Genomic DNA, 19,578 nt, shown 5'->3' with positions numbered 1-19,578 from the left:
CGGCTGGTCCGGCACCTGGGACCAGATCCAGCACACCGCGTCCAGCGAGTGGGTGCCGAACGACGTGGGACGCTTCGGTCGCCCCGACGAGATCGCCGGAGCCGTCGCCTACCTGTGCGGCGGCTACGCCGACTACATCAGCGGCGCCACCATCCTCGTCGACGGCGGCGGTGTCCGCTTCGCCGTGTGATGGGCCGTGGCTTCGGACTTTGACGGTATCCGGAGATAATCCGGTATGGGGAAAAGCTATGAACGCATTGACGGGCGGTTGCGGGAGTTCATCGAGGCGCAGCCGATGTTCTTCACCGCGACGGCGCCTCTGTCGCCGACCGGTACGGTCAATCTGTCGCCCAAGGGGCTGACCGGGTCCTTCGCGGTCATCGACGAGGTCACCGTGGCCTACCTCGACTTCGCCGGCAGCAACGCCGAGACCGTCGCCCATCTGCGGGAGAACGGCCGGATCACCCTCATGTGGTGCGCCTTCCAGGGGCCGCCGAACATCGTGCGCGTCCATGGGCGGGGCGAGCCGGTCTTCCGGGACGACCCTCGTTGGCACGAGCTGATGGCGTACTTCCCCGACATCGACTCCGGCCTGCACGGGCTGCGGGCCGTCATCGTCGTGCACGCCGAGCTCATCCGGGACACCTGCGGCTACGCGGTGCCGTTGATGGCGTACGAGGAGGATCGGGATCTGCACGGTCGGCGCTTCGCCCGTGAGGATGACGAGTCCCTGAGCGCCTACTTCGAGAAGAAGGAGCACGTGGCCGTCAGCATGGACGGGTTGCCCGGCCTCCCGCTGCCGCTGCCGCCGACCCCGGAACGCCTCGGCCCGGGATAAATAATAAGTAAAGCTTCTTATTGACAGGCGTGATGACCCGGGTGTTACATCCTCTCAATCAGGCAGTAAAGGTCCTCCCGGTACGCACAGTCGGCGCACGCCCCGCACCTCCGTGACGGCGTGGGCGAGAAGCCCGTGCCCGGCAGGCCACAGACCGGAGGTCTTCATGCGTAAACCCCGGCTTCTCCTCACGGCCGCGGCCATGCTCCTCACCCTGACCAGCGGCTTTGTCGCCCTCACGAGCAACGAGCCGGCCGCGGCCGCCATCGGTCCCGTCACCTGGGCCGACGAGTTCGACAAACCGGCGGGGACGCCCCTCGACGGCACCAAGTGGAAGTTCGACACCGGTGGCGGCGGCTGGGGCAACAACGAGCTGCAGTACTACACCAACTCCACCCGCAACGTGCAGCACGACGGGCAGGGCCGCCTGGCCATCACCGCCCGCCAGGAGAACCCGTCCAACCTGCAGTGCCACTACGGCACCTGCCGCTACACCTCCGGCCGCGTCCTGACCGCCGACAAGTTCAGCCAGGCGTACGGCCGCTTCGAGGCCAGCATCAAGATCCCCAGGGGCCAGGGCATCTGGCCGGCGTTCTGGATGCTCGGCGGCGGCGACTGGCCGAACACCGGCGAGATCGACATCATGGAGAACGTCGGTCACATCACGAACACCGTCCACGGCACCGTGCACGGCCCCGGCTACTCCGGCGGCGCCGGCATCGGCGGCAGCCGCACGGTGGGCGCGCCGCTGGGCGACGCCTTCCACACGTACGCGGTCGACTGGTCGCCCAACCTCATCGTCTGGTACCTGGACGGCTCGGAGTACTTCCGCATCACCCCGGCCGGCATCCGCGGCAACCGGTGGGTCTTCGACCACCCGTTCTTCATGATCCTGAACGTGGCGGTCGGTGGTAACTGGCCGGGCAACCCGGACGGCAGCACCTCGTTCCCGCAGACGATGCTGATCGACTACGTCCGCGTCTCCGCCTGGACCAACGACAACCCCGGCACCGGCACCGCGCTGCGGTCCAACCTGAACGGCCGCTGCATCGACATCCCCGCCGCCAACCCCGTGGACGCCGCCCGGCTGCAGATGTACGACTGCAACGGCACCGCCGCCCAGCAGTGGTCCATCAACGGCGACGGCACGATCCGCGCGATGGGCAAGTGCATGGACGCCGCGGCGGCCGGCACCGCCAACGGCACCGCGATCCAGCTCTACACCTGCAACGGCACCGCGGCCCAGCGCTTCACCCTCAGCCCCGCAGGCGACCTCGTCAACATCGCCGCCAACCGATGCGTGGACATAGCAGGCCACAACACCGCCAACGGTGCCCAGCTCCACCTCTGGGACTGCACCGGCGCCCCCAACCAGAAGTGGACCCGCGCCTGACAGCACCTAGCCCCCTCCCCGCGGACCAACCGCGGGGAGGGGCTTCCCCGGCGATCAGACGTGCGCGGGGAACCGGTCGGCGGGCCGGCCCTGGCCCCAGTCCGGGTAGGGGACGGGAAGGGCGCTGGCGGCGTCGAGCTCTTTCAGGTCGTCGCCGGTGAGCCGCAGGTCCACGGCTGCCAGGGTGTCGGACAGCTGGCCGGGGCGGCGGGCGCCGACGATCGCGCTGGTGACGCCGGGCTGGGCGAGCGTCCAGGCGATGGCCACCTGGGCGACGCCGGCGCCGTGCCGCTCGGCCACCACGCGCAGGGCGTCGACGATGTCGTATCCGCGCTCGGGGTCGACCGGCGGGACATCGGCCTGCGCACGCCGGCTGCCGGCGTCACCGGCGCCGGTACGGTCGAACTTCCCGGACAGGAAGCCGCCGGCCAGCGGGCTGTAGACCAGCGTGGCCAGCTTGCGGTCCACGGCCATCGGCAGGATCTCCCGCTCGATGTCGCGACCGGCGAGGGAGTAGTACACCTGCTGGGAGACGAACCTGCTCAGGTGATGGAGCTCGGCGGCCCCGAGGTACTTCATCATCTGCCAGGCGGCCAGGTTCGACGCGCCGATGTAGCGGATCTTGCCTTGCCGGACCGCGTCGTCGAGCGCGCTCAGGGTCTCCTCGGGCGGAGTGAGAGGGTCGAAGCTGTGGATCTGGTAGAGGTCGATGTGGTCGGTTCCCAGGCGGCGGAGGCTGTCCTCCAACGCCTGCGTGACCCACGACCTGGACAGCCCGACCTCGTTGGGGCCCTTGCCCATCCGCCCGAAGAGCTTGGTCGCGAGGAGGACGTCCCGGCGGCGGGAGCCCAGCACCCGGCCGAGGATCTCCTCGCACTCGCCGCCCGCGTAGATGTCGGCGGTGTCGACGAGGTTGACGCCGGCGTCGAGAGCCACTCCGACGATCTCGTCGGCGGCCTTGTCGTCGAGCCCTCCGATGATGTTCCACGGCGGGTTGGTGCCGCCGCCGAAGGTCATGGTGCCCAGCGCTATGCGGGATACGAAAACTCCCGTGGCGCCCAGTCGCTCGTACTGCATGAACTGCCTCCCCCTGCTCATTGCCTGCGTCAACGCTAGGGTTCGGCGGGAGGAGGGGGCCATCCTCAGGCGTCTGCGAAACTTACGAGATCCTCTGCGGAGGACCCGTTCAGACTCTTCAGCGCAGGCGCCGCCATCGGGTCGGCCCGGTAGCGTCCCGGCGGCACTCCGATGGTCCGCTTGAAGGCGGCGCTGAACCCGGCCTCCGAGGCATAACCCCACTCGGCGGCCACCGACGCCACCGTACGGTCTCCGGCCAGCAGCTCCCGCGCCGCGGTATGCATGCGCCAGCGCAGCAGATACTCCAGCGGGGGCATCCCCACCAACTGCTTGAACCTGGCCGCGAACGCCGCTCTCGACATGCCCACCGCGTTGCCGAGCTCCGCGACCGTCCATCGCCGCGCCGACTGCCGGTGCATGAGAACCAGCGAACCGCCGATCTGGGGATCACCCAGCGCGCCCAGCCAGCCGTACGGCATCGCCCCGCCCGGCTCCTCGACCAGTGCCCGGACGGCCTGCAGGAACAGCATCTCGGCGAGCCGTTCGATCATCACCGGCGCGCCGATCCGGACCCGGTCCGCCTCGTCCAGGCACAGCTGAAGCAGCGGCTGGATCGCACGGGCGGGTCCCGTACCCGCTCGGATCGCTGTCAGGACCGGCAATCCGGCGAGCAGTGAGGCGACGGTGGGATCGAGGAAGTGGACGCTGGCGCCGAGGACGAGCGTGGAATCCGCGTCCGTGCCGCGTTCGCCGAGCTGGACGATCCGGGTGTCGGACGCCTGGTAGATCCGCTGCCCGTCGTCCAGCGGTGTGGAATGCTCGTCGGCCACCTGGAACCACTGGTAGCCCGACATCAGAAAACAGTCGCCGGCCGAAAGCCGCAGGGCCGGTTCGCCGTCCGCCCCCAGAACACAGGAGCCGGTGAGCACCGCACCGATCTTGATGTGTTCATGGGCGTCGAAGCGCAGCCCCCAGTGACCTGTGGCCTCGATCCCTGACAGGTGAGTGACGTGGACGTTGAGCGCCGCCAGCACATCAAGCAGCGGGTCCAGCATCCTTTCCATGTGCATCGAGAATACTGTCGGTCTGTCGTAGGGTGCCCGTTCGGCAGGAGCGCCCCGCCGAGGCCCAGCGTCGCGATCTAGACGAGTCCCAGCAGGCGGGCGGCGTTGTCCTTGAGGATCTTGGGGCGGACCTCGGGCTTGATCTCCAGCTTGTCGAAGTCGGCCATCCAGCGGTCCGGGGTGATCACCGGGAAGTCGGAGCCGAAGAGCACCTTGTCCTTCAGCAGCGTGTTGGCGTACCGCACGAGCTGCGGCGGGAAGTACTTCGGGGACCAGCCGGACAGGTCGATGTAGACGGACGGCTTGTGGGTGGCGACCGACAGAGCCTCGTCCTGCCACGGGAACGACGGGTGGGCCAGGATGATCCGCAGCTCGGGGAAGTCCACCGCCACGTCGTCGACCAGCATGGGGTTGGAGTACTTCAGCCGGATCCCGCCCCCGCCGGGGACGCCCGCGCCGATGCCGGTCTGGCCGGTGTGGAACAGCGCCGGCACCCCGAGCTCCTCGATGACCTCGTACAGCGGGTAGGCGGTGCGGTCGTTGGGCGCCATGCCCTGGATGCTCGGGTGGAACTTGAAGCCGCGCACGCCGTACCGCTCGACGAGCCTGCGCGCCTCGCGCGCGCCCGCCTTGCCCTTCCACGGGTCGATGCTGGCGAACGGGATCAGCACGTCGGCGTGCTCGGCGCAGTCCTCGGCGATCTCGTCGTTCGGGATGGGAACGTGACCGGTGGCCTGCTCGGCGTCCACGGTGAACACCACCGCGGCCATCCGCCGCTCCCGGTAGTAGGCGGCCATCTCCGGGATGGTCGGCTTCGGGTGCTCCTTGAAGTATTTGGCGGACGCGCCGAACAGCTCGGGGCTCAGCGACCCCTTCCCGTCGCGGGAGACCTCCGCGTGGGTGTGCACGTCGATCGCGACCAGGTCGGCGACGTTCATGACGGGATTCGCCACGTGCTCGGGCCTCCTGTTTCTCGCCACGGCGCACGCCGCGGACCTTCTGCCTGTACGGTGCCGCGCGGATCGGGGGGATCTCCCGACCCGCGCGGCATGATCGGGATACTAGGGCTCGGTCGTCACGGGGACGGCGTCCGGCTCGGGCACGGGCGTCGGCGGGATGATCCGCTTGACGCCGAGCACGGCCACCAGGCTCACCACGCCCAGCCCGGTGATGAGGGCGGCGACCGCGTTGGACGAGCCGGTCGACAGGTACAGCGCGGGGAAGGCCGGGGTGATCGCGCCGGAGACGGTGGCGCCGATCGCGTAGGCGATGGAGATGCCGCTGTAGCGGACCTTGGTGTCGAACAGCTCGGTGAACAGGCCGCCCTGCGCGCCGGCCATGATGCCCTGCACGATCGCGGCGACCAGGAAGGCGACCACCGCGCCCCCGGTGGTCCCGGTGTTGACCAGGGCGAACATCGGGAACGGCCAGATCACCGCGGTGACCGCGCCGATGGCGTACAGCAGCTTGGAGTTGAAGCGGTCGGACAGCAGCGCGGACACGACGATGGCGAGGATCCACACCGAGGTAGAGGCCAGAATGATCGCGAGCAGCGTGTTACGCGTGTAGCCGACCTGGGTGCCGTAGGAGAGCATGTACACGGTCACCGCGTAGCCGATCGCGGGCGGTGCGATCGCGGCGAGGCTGGCCAGGATGAGGTTGCGCGGGTGGTTGCGGAGCAGCTCCCTGAAGGGGACCTTGTTGATCGCCTTCTTCTCCTTGATCTGCTGGAACTCGCGCGACTCCGACAGCCGCAGGCGGATGATGAAGCCGACGATGACCAGCAGCGCGCTCACCAGGAAGGGGATGCGCCAGCCGTAGGAGAAGAAGTCCTCGTCGTTCATGCCGGCGACGAAGAGGAAGGCCAGGTTCGAGGTGAGCACACCGATCGGCACGCCGAACTGGGCGAAGCTGCCGAAGAAGGCGCGGCGGCCCGGGGTGGCGCTCTCGGTGGAGATGAGCAGCGCGCCACCCCACTCGCCGGCCACCCCGAATCCTTGGACGAGGCGGAGGGCGACCAGCAGCATCGGGGCGCCGACGCCGATGGCGGCGTACGTGGGCAGCAGCCCGATGGCGAACGTGGACCCACCGGTCAGGAGCAGGGTCATGACCAGCATCGACTTGCGGCCGATCCGGTCACCGAAGTGACCGATGACCGCGGCGCCGATGGGACGGACCAGGAATCCGGCGGCGAACGCGGACAGGGACGCGAGGGTGGCGGCCTCGGGGGAGGCATCCGGGAAGAACAACCGGGGGAAGACGATCGCCGCGGCGGTGCCGAAGATGAAGTAGTCGTACCACTCGATCGACGTGCCGATGAAGCTGGCAGCGAAGATGCCCTTGGTCGATGGAGCTTTGGTGGTGCCCGTGTTGGCCATGGATGGTGCTCCTCGGAGCGGGGGGGTGAGTGACCTTGAGAGGATCTGTCCGTACCGGATGCTGTAAGTCAGGGATTGGAAACCTGGTTTGTCTTCGGAAAGTAGTCGGCCCGGCGGCTTCGGGTCTTGGGTCTTCTGCGGTGCCTGGCCTACGTCATATGTCGCGGTCGCGACGGGTCGGGCCCGCGATGGGGGCGACCTGGCGCGGCGGTCCTCCTTCGACGGTCAAGGTATGCCCGGAGATCCACCGGGCACGGTCGCTGAGCAGGAACAACGTCGCGTGGGCGATGTCCCAGGCGGTGCCTTCCGTCTTCAGCGCGGTGCTCTCCCGCCGCGGCTCGCGGCGTTCCTCGGGCATGTTCGCCGCGGCGAACGCGCCCCAGATCATGCCGACGCGCACGCAGTTGACCCGGATGCCCTGCGGGCCCAGCGTGGTGGCCGTGCCGTCGGTCATGTTCTCCAGCCCGGCCTTGGCGACCGAGTAGACCATCCCCGGCCCGCGGGCCTGGACCGCCACCGAGGAGATGTTCACGATCGATCCGCCGCGCGGCAGCACGGGGACCGCGTGCCGGGTGACCTGCCAGGCCGAGGTGAGATTGATGGTCATCAGCTCGGCGAACCGTTCGGGGGTCACCTCGAACAGTCCTGCGGGGTCTCCGGAGGCCACGTTGTTGACCAGCGCGTCGAGCCCGCCCAGTCGCTCCACCACCTCGGTGACGGCGGCGGCGCAGGCTCGGTCGGAGGTCACGTCGGCGACCACGGCGACGGCTTCGCCGCCGTCCCCGGCGATCGCCTTCACGGAGCGCTCGGCGGCCTGGGCGTCCCGGTCGAGCACCGCGACCCGCGCGCCGTGCGCGGCGAGAACGCGGCTGATGGCGTAGCCGACCCCCGGCAGCTCGCCGTTCTGGCCGCCGCCGGTGACCAGCGCGGTACGGCCGACCATCCACTGCGGGCCCGCGTCGAAGGGATCGATCAACGGATTCACCGGCATATTTCTATCCTCTACCGCCGTCAAGTGGCGGTTCGATCCGAGCAGCGATGCCCGCCCAGCTGGAGAAGACCCGGACCACCATGGAGATGCCCGCGTTGCGGGCGCCGGCCACGATGATCGGCAGGTTCTTGGGCGAGTTGTCGGCGAAGAGCCGCTCGAAGTCCCCGGTGTCGTCCTCCGTGCGCACGGCCCCGATGTTCCCGGCCCGGACGGCCTTGCCGGCCCGCGCCAGGTCGGCCTTCGGCCGCCCGCAGCGCTCCAGCAGCCAGGTGCGCACGTCGTCCTTGCTCATCCCGGCCTTGGCCAGCAGTTGCGCGTGCTCGGGGCAGAACACCACGCCCGCGCTCGCGTGCTTGAACAGCCAGCTGCCGGTGCGCGACAGGGTGTCGGCGAAGTCGCTCAGCAGCAGCTCGGGATCGTCGGTGTTCCGGTTGTCGACGAACTCGCTGGTCCTGAGCAGCGTGGTGGACACCGCGTCGGAGCCGGCGGCCACGCCGCCGTCCACCGAGAACGGCTCCCACGGGCTCTCTTCCTCGTTCTCGGCGATGCACATCGCCCAGCGTCCGGGGATGCCCTGGGTCGCCTGCTCCAGCACGTGCGGCACCACGCCGAGAGCGTTGCGGACGATCAGCCCGATCGCCCTGGCCACGGTGGCGTTGGCCCGGAAACCGGGACCGAACACCCCGCCGGTGCTGTTGAAGCCGAGGCGCTCGCGTACCGGACCGTTGACCACGATCAGCGGCGCCGGGCCGCTGGTGCTCTGCCAGCCGCCGCCGACCGTGGAGCGCTCGGCCATCAGCGCGTCCCAGGCGGCCAGCACCACCGGGAAGTACTCCGGCCGGCAGCCGGCCATGACCGCGTTGACGGCGGCCAGCTCGACCGACACCTGCCTCTTGAGGTGCTCCAACTGGCCGATGACCTCGTCGGCGGGCCTGGAGGTGGTGGCGAGGAACTCGTCCACGAGCTCGCGCGTCGCCGGCACGACGGGCAGGCCGTCGGTCCAGCCCCGCTCGTACATGTACTCGATGGACTTGTGCGCGGCGTCCAGGGCGTCGGTGACGTCCATGGGCGCCTGGCCCGCGTCGTCGATCGCGGTCATCGAGCGGCCTCGCACAGCCGCCCGGCGACGACGGCGGCCAAATCCTCGGCGCGCTGGGCGACCTGCGCCTCGGTCAGCACCGCGACCGGGTGCGGCGTCAGCAGGAACTCGAAGTCCTTGTCGCCGTGCACCTCGGCCATCGCCCGCGCCGTCACCTCGAAGGCGTCACTGCAGATCACCGCGGTCGGCAGGCCCGCGCGCTCGAACGCGATGCCGTCGGCCGCCGCCGAGGCGCTGCACGATCCGCAGTCGCCGACCCCGGCGACCACCACGTCGCTGACCGCCTTGATCTCGTTCAGCATCGGCTCGTCCACCGGCCAGGCGACGTTCGGCTTGGTGCGCTGGATCGTCACCACCGCGCCGTAGCGGGACTCCAGCAGCCTGCCGATCTCGGTCAGCATCTGGGCGGCGTTCTTCTTGGTGTTGCTCAGCAGTCCCACCCGGGTGCCGACCAGGGTCGGCACCCGTCCCGCCGACGTCGCCACGGTCGCGGTTCCCGCTGACAGGCCGGTCGGGTCAAGGATTCGGTCGAACATCACACACCTCTTCTCGTCAACACACTTCAGCCCGTACGGCGACGCGGTCAGACGTCGCTGGGATAGGTGAGCCGGATGCCGCCGGCGGCGACGCCGAGGATCGGCTCCAGCATGCTCACCATCACGGTCTTGGGCACCAGGCAGTCGGCGCAGCTCTCGGGGTCGGCGGCTATCCGCACGTCGAATCCGGTGTCCAGCTCTTCGACGCTCAGGTGGTAGCCGTCGACGGCCAGCGTGGACCGCATCCGCTCCAGGCGTGCTTCGTCGCGCATCTTCGCCTCACTCACGATCGTGGCCTGCTCAGAGCAATGTAAGACGCGCTCCAGGCGAATGAACCAGGGCTTTCATGAGGCGGAAGGGCGACTGGCAATTCGCGTGCATGCCCTGGTGACTTCCGGAAAGGGAAGCCCGACTTCCGCATAGCGGAAGGCTTTTTCATCCTGTTTGGGCCACTATTGCGAAACTGTCCGTTTGTGTAGCCTTGTTAACGCCCATGTAACTCAGGTCACACAAAACGACGGGCAGGTGAATAGATGACTGTCCTGGCAGACACGTCTCTGGAACCCCATCGCCTGACATCGGCCCAGCGCGTGCTCTCGATCCTCGGCGTCTTCGACACCGAGAACCTGGCGCTGTCCCTCAGTGAGATCAGCCGCAGGACCGGCCTCACCCTCAGCACGACCCACCGACTGCTCAACGAACTCCGCTGCTGGGGCGCGCTGTCCCGGCACAGCGACGGCAAGTACAGCATCGGCCTGCGCATCCTGGAGCTCGGCACCCTGGCACCCCAGGGCGGCCAGCTCCGCGAGATCGCGCTGCCCTTCCTGCATGACCTGCAGCACGCCACCCATGGCAACATCCATCTGGCGGTCCCCGAAGGGCATGACGTGATCTACGTCGAGTCGCTCCGGGCCCGGGACACCGTCCCGGTGCCGAGCAGGCTCGGCGGGCGCTGGCCCATGCACGCGACCTGCACCGGGCTGGTGCTGCTGGCGAACTCCTCCCAGGAGTTCCAGGAGGAGGTGCTCTCTTCCAAACTGCGCCAGTACACCGTGAACACGCTGACCGACCCCGACGCGCTGCGGCACTCGCTGGCCGAGGTGCGCAAGTCGAGTGTGGCCGTCATGGAGAGCCAGCTCACCTACGACGTGATGGCCGTCGCCGTGCCGATCCGCGGCCCACGGGACCGCGTCGTGGCCGCCGTGGGCATCACCGTGCCGAGCGGGTCGATCGCGCCGCACTCCCTGGTGCCGGCGATGGCCGCGACCGCCCGCAGCATCTCCCGGGCCCTCGGCGCGCCGTCGGCCGTGGCCGAACCGCCGGCGCAGCGCCCACCGGCGCACTGGCAGGCGCGCGAGGTCAAGCGCGCGTCGTTCACTCGCCCATCGGGACCGAGGTGACCGGCTCCAGGTCGTAGCGGTGCGGCGGGCCGCCGTCCACGGCCACGATCTGCCCGGAGACCCACCGGGCGCGGTCGCTGAGCAGGAACAGCCCGGCGTGCGCGATGTCCCACGACGTGCCCTCGGTCTTCAGCGACGTGCCCAGGCGGCGGGTCTCGCGCATCGAGTCGGGCATGGAGCCCCGCGCGGCGAACGCCCCCCAGATCGCGCCGACCTGGATGCAGTTGACGCGGATGCCCTGCGGCCCGAGGGTGGTCGCGGCGCCCTCGGTCATGTTCTCCATCCCGGCCTTGGCTATGCAGTAGACCAGGGCGGGGCCGCGCCTGGACACCCCGACCGACGAGATGTTCAGGATCGAGCTGCCGCGCGGCATCACCGGGACGGAGTGCCGGGTGACCTGCCACGCCGACTTGAGGTTGATGGTCATCAGCTGGTCGTACTCGTCCGGGGTGACGTCGAAGATCCCGTTCCTGCCGCCGGCCGCGACGCTGTTGACCAGCGTGTCGAGGGTGCCGAAGCGGTCGACCACCTCGGCGACGGCGTCCGCGCAGGACCGGTCCGAGGTCACGTCGGCGATCACCGGGATCGCCTCGCCGCCCTCGTCGACGATCATCTTGACGGTGCGCTCGGCGGCCTCCAGGTCCCGGTCCAGGACGGCGATCCGGGCGCCGTGCCGGGCCAGCACCCGGCAGAAGGCGTATCCGACCCCGGGGAACGCGGTGCTCTGGCCGCCTCCGGTGACGAGCGCGGTGCGCCCGGCCATCCACTGCGGGCCTGCTTCGGCGAAGGGATCGATCATCGGGTCGTCGGACATTACCTGCTCCAATCCTGGTCAGCCCGGTCGGGGCCGAGGTGAAAAGCGTTCGGGGAAGACGTACCTGGAAGCGCGGGGTCAGCCGGAGATGCGCGTCAGGCGGGACTTCATCTCGCTGCGCTCCAGCGAGCCGGGCGGGACGATGGCGACCGAGGCGCGCACCGTCAGCCGGGCCCGGATCAGGTCCTCGATCTCGTGCCGCAGCCCGTCCTGGTCGCCGGGCTCGTCGCCGACCTCGACCTCCACCCGCAGCGGCGGCTCCACGCTCGGTCCTGGGCCCGGCAGCACGATCTGCACCACGCCGCTGGTCCGGGGGTGCAGCGTCTGCACCAGATCACGGATCGCCGTGGGGAACACGTTCACGCCCCGCAGGATCAGCATGTCGTCGGTACGGCCCACGCAGCGGATGAGCGGCGCCCCGTCGTCGGCGAGGCCGGTGACGAGCACCCGGTCGCGGGTGCGGAAGCGGACCAGCGGGCAGCACTCGCGGTCCACCGAGGTGTAGACGAGCTCACCGGAGGCGCCCGGCTCGGGCACGATGGGCTCGCCGCTCTCCGGGTCGATCATCTCCACGACCACGTGCCGGCCACCGGTGAAGCGCATGCCGCCGGCGCCCGGAGGCTCGGCGAACAGCACCGGCGCCATGTCCGCGTTGCCCAGGCCCTCGGTGACCTGCGCGCCCCAGGCCTCCTGCATGTGCCGCTGGAAGGCGGGCTCGCCGCCGCCGGGCTCACCGCCGACGAAGATCTTCCGGATGCCGAACTCCCTGGGGTCACGCCCCAGCTTGCGTACGTACTCGGCCAGGTAGCGGATGTAGGAGGGGGTGGCGTGCAGCGCGGTGACGCCGAGGCTGTCCAGCGCCTGCACCGCCTTCTCCGACGCCCCGGTGCCGACCGGGACCATCGTGCAGCCGATGCGCTCCAGCGCGTCGCGGATCGGCAGCCCGCCCACGAACAGCGTCAGGCCCGCGCCGTGCAGCACGATGTCCTCGCGGGTCGCGCCCATGGTCATGAACGCCCGGGACACCATCTCGGTCCACGCGTCGGAGTCACGCCGGGTCACTCCCACCCAGCTCGGCTTGCCGGTGGTCCCGGTGGAGGCATGGACGCGGATCACCTCGACCATGTCAACGCCCGCGTGGCCACCGAGCGGCGGCGCGGCCGCCTGGGAGTCACGCAGCATCTGCTTGTCCGTGAAAGGCAGCTTGCGCAGATCGTCCAAGGACACCAGTGCCGTCGGATCGGTCCCGTGCGCGGCGAACAAGTCGGCGTAGAACGGCGAACGCGCGGGCAGCCCGGCGAGCTGCGTGCGGAGCATCGCGGTGACGGCGTTACGGTCCTCAGCCGCGACGAAGCCGGGAATGATCACGTATTGTCCTTCCGGAAAAGCAGGATTGCCATGCCTCATGGCGGCTAGCTGCGGTGCTTCACTATGCCCAGCGCTCCGGCTGACAGACCAGATGACTTTCGCGTCGCGGAAAGCAAATGCGGGCCGCCGCCGCCCGGCTGCGGGGCTCCTGGCTGATCACGTACAGGACACGGCGAGGTGTTTGGTTTCCGCTGAGTGAAATCCGCATCGCATTCATCTGACCTCGCGGACATCCTGACAGCCAAGCGAGACATGGAACGGCGTGACGCCAGGCGAACGCGAGCCGTAGCGCGAGGCGCACGACCACCACCAGGAGAAAGGCCCGCCTTTCATGGCAGACACCGTACGTGCGGCTGTCCAGGTCGCCCCTCACAAGATCGAGGTACGCGAGTTCCCCCGCCCGAAGATCGGCCCCGATGACGGCCTGATGCGGGTCGAGGCCAACGGCATCTGCGGCAGTGACGTCGAGATCTACCGGGGCCACATCGGGTCGATGTCCCGGGAGGACGGCAAGCCGTTCGTGCCCGGCCATGAGCCGATGGGGATCATCGAGGAGGTCGGCGAGCGGGCCGCGGCCCGGTGGGGCGTCCAGCCGGGCGACCGGGTGGCCGTGGAGGTCATCATCCCCTGCCACGCCTGCAAGACGTGCCTGGCCGGCCGCTACCAGGCCTGCCCCAACCGGCAGCCGGGGCACGGGGTGGCCGACACCGAGGTGGCGCCGTCGCTGTGGGGCGGGTTCGCCGAGCTGATGTACCTGTCTCCCAACACGATCCTGCACCTCATCGACCGGACACTGCCGGCCGAGGTCGCCTCGATGTTCAACCCGCTGGGTGCGGGCGTCCGCTGGGGCGTCCACCTGGGCGGGATCGGGCTGGGCGACACCGTGCTGGTCCTGGGTGCCGGGCAGCGCGGCCTGGGCGCGGTCATCGCGGCGCGGGCCGCCGGCGCCGGCACGATCATCGTCACCGGTCTGGAGGCGGACGCGCACAAGCTCGCCCTGGCCCGCGAGTTCGGCGCCGACCACACCCTCGTGGTGGACGGCGAGCAGGCCGAGGACACCGTCGAGCGGGTCCGCGAGATCACCGGCGGCGAATTGGCGGACGTCGCGCTGGAGCTCACCCCGATGGCGGGCGGGCCGATCACCGACGCACTGCTGGCCACCCGGCACAGCGGCCGGGTGGTGCTGGCCGGGCTCAAGGGCCAGCGGGAGATCCCGCTGCGCACCGACCTGATCATCAACCGGGGCCTGACGGTGGTCGGCGCGTTCGGTGTGGACAGCCGTGCCTACAAGGCGGCGATCGGCATCATCGAGTCGCGCCGGTACCCCCTGGAGAAGCTGCACACGCACACCTTCGGGCTGGACGACACCGCCCGCGCGATCGAGGTCCTCGGCGGCGACGTGCCGGGCGAGGCCGGTGTGCACGTCTCCGTCCACCCCAACCTCTGAGCCCCGGCTCCTGAGCATCGACCCGGAGGTTCGACATGCTCGTCGACGCACACGCCCACCTGCTTCCCCGTGACTATCCGGACGACGCCCCCGAGTGTTTCCCGCGCATGGAGCCGATCGACGGCGACACCGCTCGCCTGCACCTGTTCGGCGCTTCAAGGTTCCGCGCCAAGGACGTGTTCTTCGACGCCGAGCGCCGCATCGAGGCGCTGGACGCCTCCGGCGTGACCACCGAGGTGATCACGCCCATGCCGCCGCTGCTGCGCTACGACCTGCCGCCCGCCGACGGCCTGTCGCTGGCGCGGCACGTCAACGAGTTCACCACGACGCTGTGCGCCACCGACCCCGAGCGGCTCATCGGCTTCGGCATCGTGCCGATGCAGGACCCCGAGGCGGCCACCGCCGAGCTGGCGGCGATGCGGGCGGCGGGCCTGGTCGGCGTGGAGATCGCCTCGAACATCGCGGGCGTCTCCATCGGCGACGAGCGCTTCCTGTCGTTCTTCGCCGAGGCGGAGCGGCTGGACATGCCGATCTTCGTGCACGCCCTGCCGTCCCCGACCGACCGGCTGCCCCGCTCGGCCATGGGCACCTACGTGGTGGGCCTGGAAGGCGCGCTCGCCGCGGCCTCGCTGATCACCGGCGGCACCGCGGAGAAGTGCCCGAACCTGCGCGTCTCCTTCAGCCACGCGGCGGGCGGCTTCCCGCTCATGGTGCCGCGCGCCCAGTACTTCTGGGGCGGCACCTGGAACGAGGAGCCGGCGATCCCCGGCAAGGCCATCGCCTACACCGAAGGCCCGTCCCCGCTGGACTACGCCCGCCGCTTCTACTACGACTCGATGGTCTTCGACCGGCGTGCCCTGACGTACCTGATCGACCTGCTCGGGCACGACCGCCTGCTGGTCGGCTCCGACTTCCCGGCCATGGACCGCGAGGAGCCGGCCGGTCGTACGCTGCGCTCCCTCGACCTGCCCGAGGACGTGCTGACCGACATCACCTGGCACAACGCCTACCGCTATCTGGGCATCGACCCGCCCGGTTAGCCCCGCGACCCCCCTGGCAACTCCCCGAAGACGAAGGAGCGATGACGGTGCCGTCCCCACCGCTGCTCGAAGTGAATGACCTGTACGTCCAATTTCCCACTCCTACCGGGCCGGTGAACGCCGTCGCCGGTGTGTCGTTCACCGTCTCGGCCGGTGAGACGGTCGCGGTGGTCGGCGAGTCCGGCTCCGGGAAGAGCGTGTCGTCGCTCGCGCTGCTCGGCCTGCTCGGCTCGGGCAAGATCTCGTCGGGGTCGGTGCTGCTGCGCGGCGACGAGCTCGTCGGGGCCGGCCGGGAGAAGCTGCGGAGACTGCGCGGCGCCGAGATCGCGATGATCTTCCAGAATCCGATGAGCTCGCTGGACCCGCTGTTCACCATCGGGGACCAGCTGATCGAGGCGCTGCGCGTGCATCGGCCGATGTCGCGCCGCGCCGCCCGGGCTCGCGCCGTCGAGTTGCTGCGGGAGGTGGGGCTGCCGGACCCGGAACGGCGGGTGCGGGCCTATCCGCACGAGCTGTCCGGCGGCCAGCAGCAGCGGGTGATGGTGGCGATCGCGCTGACCTGTGAGCCGGCGCTGCTCATCGCCGACGAGCCCACGACGGCGCTGGACGTGACGGTCGAGGCGCAGATCCTGGAGCTGCTGCGGACGATGCAGCGCGACCGCGGCACGGCGTTGCTGCTCATCACCCACGACATGGCGGTGGTGGCCGAGATGGCCGACCGGGTCGTGGTCATGTACGCGGGACAGGTGGTGGAGCACGGCCTGGTCGAGGACGTGCTGCGCGACCCGCGGAACCCGTACACCAAGGCTTTGATCGACTCGATTCCCACTCCGGCCACGCCTCGGGACCGGCCTATGCCGGCCATCGCGGGCAACGTGCCGACGCCGGCGCAGGCGCCTCCGGGGTGCCGGTTCCATCCGCGCTGCCCGTCGGTGTTCGAGCGGTGCTCGGTGGACGCGCCGCGGCTTTACCAGCTGGGCGAGACCCGGGCGAGCCGGTGCTGGCTGCATGAGACCGAGCCGTCGGGCTCGGTCGCCGAGACTGTCGAAGAGGTGCACCGTGTCGGGTAGCGACGTTTCCGTGGCGTCCGGACCGCAGCTCGCGGACGAGCGGGCGGCCCCGTTGTTCGAGGCGCGGGACCTGGTCAAGCAGTTCCGGTCGCGGCGCACGGTGGTGCAGGCGGTCAACGGGGTCTCGCTGAAGATCCCGCGCGGCCGGACCGTGGGCCTGGTGGGGGAGTCCGGCTCCGGGAAGTCCACCGTCGCCCGGCTGGCCCTGCGCCTGCTCGACCCCACCTCCGGCGAGGTGAGCTTCGACGGCGTCGACCTGCTGCGTGCCTCGCGGGCCGAGATGCGGGCGCTGCGGCGGCGGATGCAGATCGTGTTCCAGGACCCGCTCGGTTCGCTGAACCCCCGGATGCGGGTGCTCAACGCGGTCGGCGAGCCGCTCAGCGTGCACGGGATCGCCAAGGGCAAGGACAAGGCGGACCGGGTGGTGGAGCTGCTGGAGCGGGTCGGCCTCAGCTCCGGCGACCTGTACAAATTCTCCCACCAGTTCTCCGGCGGGCAGGCGCAGCGCATCGGCATCGCCCGCGCGCTCGCCACCGACCCGGACCTGATCGTCTGCGACGAGGCCGTCTCCGCGCTCGACGTGTCGGTGCAGGCCCAGGTGCTGAACCTGCTCAAGGAGCTGCAGGCCGAGCTCGGCCTGTCCTACCTGTTCATCGCGCACGATCTCAACGTCGTGCGGTACATGGCCGACGAGGTCTGCGTCATGTACCTCGGCGAGATCGTGGAGCGGGGCGACGGTGACGAGCTGTTCGCCGATCCGCGGCACCCGTACACCAAGATGCTCGTCTCCGCCGTGCCCGAGTTCGCGCCCGAGCTGGCCGACGGCCGCGGTCGCCGCTCGATCCCGCGCGGCGAGCCCGCCAGCCCGAGCGATCCGCCGCCGGGGTGCCGGTTCCATCCCCGCTGCCCGCAGGCGATGCGGCGGTGCCGAGAGGAAGCGCCTGCCATGCACCGAGTTCCGACCGGCCGCGCCGTGGCCTGTCACCTGTTCGACGCCCCCGCCGCCCCCGCCGACGCCGAACGGGAGGCGAGCGAGCGATGATCGGCTACGCCCTGCGCAGGCTGGGGTTCGGCGCGGTGGTCATGTTCCTGGTCACGGTGTTCGTCTTCATGATCATGCGGTTGGTGCCCGGCGACGCGGTGAGCCTGCAGCTGCAGGACACCGGGGTGAGCAAGGCCGAAGCCGACGCCATGCGGGCGGAGTTCGGGCTGGACGACCCCGTGTGGGTGCAGTTGTGGACCTGGCTCGGCGATGCCGTCCAGGGCGATCTGGGCACGTCGTTCTACAGCGGCGAGTCCGTCGTGGACCTGTTCCTGGCCCGGATTCCGGTCACCGTGCAGCTCGGCCTGATGGCCATGATGCTCGGCGCGGTGCTCGGGCTCGTGGTCGGCGTCGTCGCCGCGGCGACCCGCGGCTCCATGGTGGACGGCGCCATGCGGCTGTTCGCGGTGGCGTTCCTGTCGGTGCCGAACTTCGTCGTCGCGCTGCTGGTGCTGACCGGGCTGGCGATCTGGTTCGCCTGGTCGCCGCCGATCGTCTACACCGGCCCGGCCGAGGACTTCACCAGTTGGGCGCAGCAGATCGCGATCCCGGTCATCGCGCTGGGCACCGGCGGCATGGCCTCGGTGGCCCGGCTGACCCGGTCGTCGATGCTGGAGTCGCTGGGCTCGGACTACATCCGCACGGTGCGCGCCAAGGGCGTCCGGGAGCGGGTGGTGATCGCCAAGCACGCGCTGCGCAACTCGACGATCGCGGTGCTCACGCTGCTCGGGCTGGAGCTGGCCACGGTGCTCGGCGGCACGGTGATCATCGAGCGGATGTTCTCGCTCCCCGGCACCGGACAGCTCATCTACCAGGCGGTGCTCGACCGGGACTATCCGGTGGTGGTGGCCTGCACGATTTTCTACGCCGGTCTGTTCGTCATCACGATCATTCTGATCGACCTGCTGTACGCGCTGGTCGATCCGCGGATCCGCTCCGGGAAGGCGCTGTCGTGACCCAGAAGCCGACATTGACGGACGAGGCGCCGGCCGTACGATCCGCACCGAAGCCGCCCCGGCCGCCGCGCCGGCTCGGGGTGCGCCAGGTGCTGACGGCGCTGCGCACGTTCGTACGCTCCCAGCCGCTGGGCGCCGCCGCGTTGCTGCTGATCTGCTTCTTCGTGTTCGTGGCCGTGTTCGCGCCCCTGGTGGCCCCGTACGATCCGGTGCAGCAGTTCCGCCGGGACATCCTGGAGCCGCCGTCGGGCACGTACCTGTTCGGCACCGACGACCTCGGCCGCGACGTGCTGAGCCGGACCATCTACGGCGCTCAGACGTCGTTGCTCATCGGCGTCGTGACCACCGGCGTCAGCCTGGTGCTGGGCACCGCGATCGGCGTCGTCTCGGGCTACTTCGGCCGGGCCCTCGACGTGGTGGTGCAGCGGGTGATGGACTCCGTGCAGGCCATTCCCGGCATCGTGCTGCTGCTGTTCATCGCGGTGATCCTGGGCCCGTCGGTGCGTAACACGATCATCGCGCTGACCGTGGTGATCACCCCGTCGTTCAACCGGATCGCCCGCGCCGAGACGCTGCGGGTCCGCCAGGAGCCCTACGTCGAGGCGGCCCGGGCGACCGGCGCGCACGCGCCCCGCATCCTGGCCCTGCACGTGCTGCCCAACCTGCTGGCCTCGGTGCTGACCCTGGGCAGCCTGATCTTCGCCGGAGTGATCATCGCGGAGTCGGCGCTGAGCTTCCTCGGTATCGGCGCGCCGCCGCCCACCCCGTCCTGGGGCCTGATGCTCTCCGAAGGGGTGCGCTACGTCGAACGCGCCCCCTGGCTGATCATCGTCCCCTCCATCGCGCTGTCCATCGCCGTCTTCAGCTTCAACCTCCTCGGCGACGCGCTGCGTGACCATCTCGACCCACGCCTGCAGCGGCGGGCCCTCGACCGGGTCACCGGACTGTGGTGGGGCCGGCGCATGCTGTCCCGCCTGGCCCCGAGCCTGTCCCGCGCCGCCGACAAGAACTGATCCGACATACCCGGTCGGCCGATTCCGGCCGTGCCCCCGGACCCCCCGCGCC

At 70.0% G+C, this 19,578-nt stretch carries 20 protein-coding genes; 10 read left to right on the top strand and 10 right to left on the bottom strand.

Going from position 1 to position 19,578, the window contains the following annotated elements:
* Positions 1-64 precede the first annotated feature (64 nt).
* From IEY87_RS45990 to IEY87_RS26180, 3 genes are all read left to right on the top strand, one after another.
* On the top strand, positions 65-190 hold the full coding sequence (locus IEY87_RS45990; RefSeq protein WP_225277677.1) for an SDR family oxidoreductase: 126 nt from the start codon (positions 65-67) through the stop codon (positions 188-190).
* Positions 191-235: 45 nt separating this feature from the next.
* Positions 236-838 (top strand): pyridoxamine 5'-phosphate oxidase family protein, encoded by a 603-nt coding sequence (locus IEY87_RS26185; protein WP_189141411.1) that lies wholly within the window; start codon positions 236-238, stop codon positions 836-838.
* 166 nt (positions 839-1,004) lie between these two features.
* Entirely contained in the window at positions 1,005-2,231 is a 1,227-nt protein-coding gene (locus tag IEY87_RS26180) for a glycoside hydrolase family 16 protein (RefSeq protein WP_189141410.1), read from the top strand.
* 54 nt (positions 2,232-2,285) lie between these two features.
* Here IEY87_RS26180 and IEY87_RS26175 read toward each other — a convergent pair whose 3' ends face one another.
* The 8 genes from IEY87_RS26175 to IEY87_RS26140 all read right to left on the bottom strand — a co-directional run bounded on the left by IEY87_RS26175 (position 2,286) and on the right by IEY87_RS26140 (position 9,663).
* On the bottom strand, positions 2,286-3,308 hold the full coding sequence (locus tag IEY87_RS26175; protein WP_189141409.1) for an aldo/keto reductase: 1,023 nt from the start codon (positions 3,306-3,308) through the stop codon (positions 2,286-2,288).
* A gap of 65 nt (positions 3,309-3,373) precedes the next feature.
* Positions 3,374-4,372 (bottom strand): AraC family transcriptional regulator, encoded by a 999-nt coding sequence (locus IEY87_RS26170; RefSeq protein ID WP_189141408.1) that lies wholly within the window; start codon positions 4,370-4,372, stop codon positions 3,374-3,376.
* A gap of 77 nt (positions 4,373-4,449) precedes the next feature.
* On the bottom strand, positions 4,450-5,325 hold the full coding sequence (locus tag IEY87_RS26165; protein ID WP_443688151.1) for an amidohydrolase family protein: 876 nt from the start codon (positions 5,323-5,325) through the stop codon (positions 4,450-4,452).
* 108 nt (positions 5,326-5,433) lie between these two features.
* The gene (locus tag IEY87_RS26160) at positions 5,434-6,750 is read right to left on the bottom strand and encodes an MFS transporter (protein ID WP_189141407.1); all 1,317 of its coding nucleotides are present in this window, start codon (positions 6,748-6,750) and stop codon (positions 5,434-5,436) included.
* A gap of 154 nt (positions 6,751-6,904) precedes the next feature.
* Positions 6,905-7,741: an SDR family NAD(P)-dependent oxidoreductase gene (locus tag IEY87_RS26155; protein ID WP_229699386.1), complete on the bottom strand. Its 837-nt coding sequence runs from the start codon at positions 7,739-7,741 to the stop codon at positions 6,905-6,907.
* Positions 7,742-7,745: 4 nt separating this feature from the next.
* A complete protein-coding gene (locus IEY87_RS26150) occupies positions 7,746-8,840 on the bottom strand; it encodes a hypothetical protein (protein WP_225277675.1) in 1,095 nt (364 codons plus the stop codon).
* On the bottom strand, positions 8,837-9,376 hold the full coding sequence (locus tag IEY87_RS26145; protein WP_189141461.1) for a UGSC family (seleno)protein: 540 nt from the start codon (positions 9,374-9,376) through the stop codon (positions 8,837-8,839). The genes IEY87_RS26150 and IEY87_RS26145 overlap by 4 nt, the downstream gene beginning before the upstream one ends.
* Positions 9,377-9,423: 47 nt before the next feature.
* Positions 9,424-9,663, bottom strand: coding sequence for a hypothetical protein (locus IEY87_RS26140; protein ID WP_225277673.1), 240 nt, complete (start codon positions 9,661-9,663; stop codon positions 9,424-9,426).
* Positions 9,664-9,909: 246 nt separating this feature from the next.
* Between IEY87_RS26140 and IEY87_RS26135 the strand changes: the two genes are divergently transcribed.
* Positions 9,910-10,776, top strand: coding sequence for an IclR family transcriptional regulator (locus tag IEY87_RS26135; protein ID WP_189141406.1), 867 nt, complete (start codon positions 9,910-9,912; stop codon positions 10,774-10,776).
* On the opposite strand, the gene IEY87_RS26130 is transcribed toward IEY87_RS26135, so the two are convergent.
* Positions 10,751-11,590, bottom strand: coding sequence for an SDR family NAD(P)-dependent oxidoreductase (locus IEY87_RS26130; protein WP_225277672.1), 840 nt, complete (start codon positions 11,588-11,590; stop codon positions 10,751-10,753). The two genes, IEY87_RS26135 and IEY87_RS26130, sit on opposite strands and share 26 nt — an antisense overlap.
* A 78-nt stretch (positions 11,591-11,668) precedes the next feature.
* A complete protein-coding gene (locus tag IEY87_RS26125; protein WP_189141405.1) occupies positions 11,669-12,958 on the bottom strand; it encodes a phenylacetate--CoA ligase family protein in 1,290 nt (429 codons plus the stop codon).
* Positions 12,959-13,289: 331 nt separating this feature from the next.
* Here IEY87_RS26125 and IEY87_RS26120 point away from each other — a divergent pair, with 331 nt between their 5' ends.
* From IEY87_RS26120 to IEY87_RS26095, 6 genes are read left to right on the top strand one after another with little or no spacing between them, the layout of a single operon-like run.
* Positions 13,290-14,405, top strand: coding sequence for a zinc-dependent alcohol dehydrogenase (locus IEY87_RS26120; protein WP_189141404.1), 1,116 nt, complete (start codon positions 13,290-13,292; stop codon positions 14,403-14,405).
* Positions 14,406-14,440: 35 nt separating this feature from the next.
* The gene (locus IEY87_RS26115) at positions 14,441-15,445 is read left to right on the top strand and encodes an amidohydrolase family protein (protein ID WP_189141403.1); all 1,005 of its coding nucleotides are present in this window, start codon (positions 14,441-14,443) and stop codon (positions 15,443-15,445) included.
* Positions 15,446-15,486: 41 nt separating this feature from the next.
* On the top strand, positions 15,487-16,515 hold the full coding sequence (locus IEY87_RS26110) for an ABC transporter ATP-binding protein (RefSeq protein WP_189141402.1): 1,029 nt from the start codon (positions 15,487-15,489) through the stop codon (positions 16,513-16,515).
* A gap of 10 nt (positions 16,516-16,525) precedes the next feature.
* A complete protein-coding gene (locus IEY87_RS26105) occupies positions 16,526-17,557 on the top strand; it encodes an ABC transporter ATP-binding protein (protein ID WP_225277671.1) in 1,032 nt (343 codons plus the stop codon).
* Positions 17,554-18,513 (top strand): ABC transporter permease, encoded by a 960-nt coding sequence (locus IEY87_RS26100; RefSeq protein WP_189141400.1) that lies wholly within the window; start codon positions 17,554-17,556, stop codon positions 18,511-18,513. The genes IEY87_RS26105 and IEY87_RS26100 overlap by 4 nt, the downstream gene beginning before the upstream one ends.
* Positions 18,510-19,526 (top strand): ABC transporter permease, encoded by a 1,017-nt coding sequence (locus IEY87_RS26095; protein WP_189141399.1) that lies wholly within the window; start codon positions 18,510-18,512, stop codon positions 19,524-19,526. The genes IEY87_RS26100 and IEY87_RS26095 overlap by 4 nt, the downstream gene beginning before the upstream one ends.
* Positions 19,527-19,578 lie beyond the last annotated feature (52 nt).

Source organism: Nonomuraea glycinis (assembly GCF_014646515.1).
Lineage (GTDB): Bacteria > Actinomycetota > Actinomycetes > Streptosporangiales > Streptosporangiaceae > Nonomuraea > Nonomuraea glycinis.
This window is presented reverse-complemented; position numbering and strand designations above follow the sequence as displayed.

Coding starts and splice junctions, on each gene's coding strand:
- IEY87_RS26150 (WP_225277675.1), bottom strand. CDS start 8,840: ATGACCGCGATCGACGACGCGGGCCAGGCGCCCATGGACGTCACCGAC.
- IEY87_RS26130 (WP_225277672.1), bottom strand. CDS start 11,590: ATGTCCGACGACCCGATGATCGATCCCTTCGCCGAAGCAGGCCCGCAG.
- IEY87_RS26115 (WP_189141403.1), top strand. CDS start 14,441: ATGCTCGTCGACGCACACGCCCACCTGCTTCCCCGTGACTATCCGGAC.
- IEY87_RS26180 (WP_189141410.1), top strand. CDS start 1,005: ATGCGTAAACCCCGGCTTCTCCTCACGGCCGCGGCCATGCTCCTCACC.
- IEY87_RS26160 (WP_189141407.1), bottom strand. CDS start 6,750: ATGGCCAACACGGGCACCACCAAAGCTCCATCGACCAAGGGCATCTTC.
- IEY87_RS26110 (WP_189141402.1), top strand. CDS start 15,487: ATGACGGTGCCGTCCCCACCGCTGCTCGAAGTGAATGACCTGTACGTC.
- IEY87_RS26100 (WP_189141400.1), top strand. CDS start 17,554: ATGATCGGCTACGCCCTGCGCAGGCTGGGGTTCGGCGCGGTGGTCATG.
- IEY87_RS26145 (WP_189141461.1), bottom strand. CDS start 9,376: ATGTTCGACCGAATCCTTGACCCGACCGGCCTGTCAGCGGGAACCGCG.
- IEY87_RS26175 (WP_189141409.1), bottom strand. CDS start 3,308: ATGCAGTACGAGCGACTGGGCGCCACGGGAGTTTTCGTATCCCGCATA.
- IEY87_RS26155 (WP_229699386.1), bottom strand. CDS start 7,741: ATGCCGGTGAATCCGTTGATCGATCCCTTCGACGCGGGCCCGCAGTGG.
- IEY87_RS26135 (WP_189141406.1), top strand. CDS start 9,910: ATGACTGTCCTGGCAGACACGTCTCTGGAACCCCATCGCCTGACATCG.
- IEY87_RS26120 (WP_189141404.1), top strand. CDS start 13,290: ATGGCAGACACCGTACGTGCGGCTGTCCAGGTCGCCCCTCACAAGATC.
- IEY87_RS26185 (WP_189141411.1), top strand. CDS start 236: ATGGGGAAAAGCTATGAACGCATTGACGGGCGGTTGCGGGAGTTCATC.
- IEY87_RS26170 (WP_189141408.1), bottom strand. CDS start 4,372: ATGGAAAGGATGCTGGACCCGCTGCTTGATGTGCTGGCGGCGCTCAAC.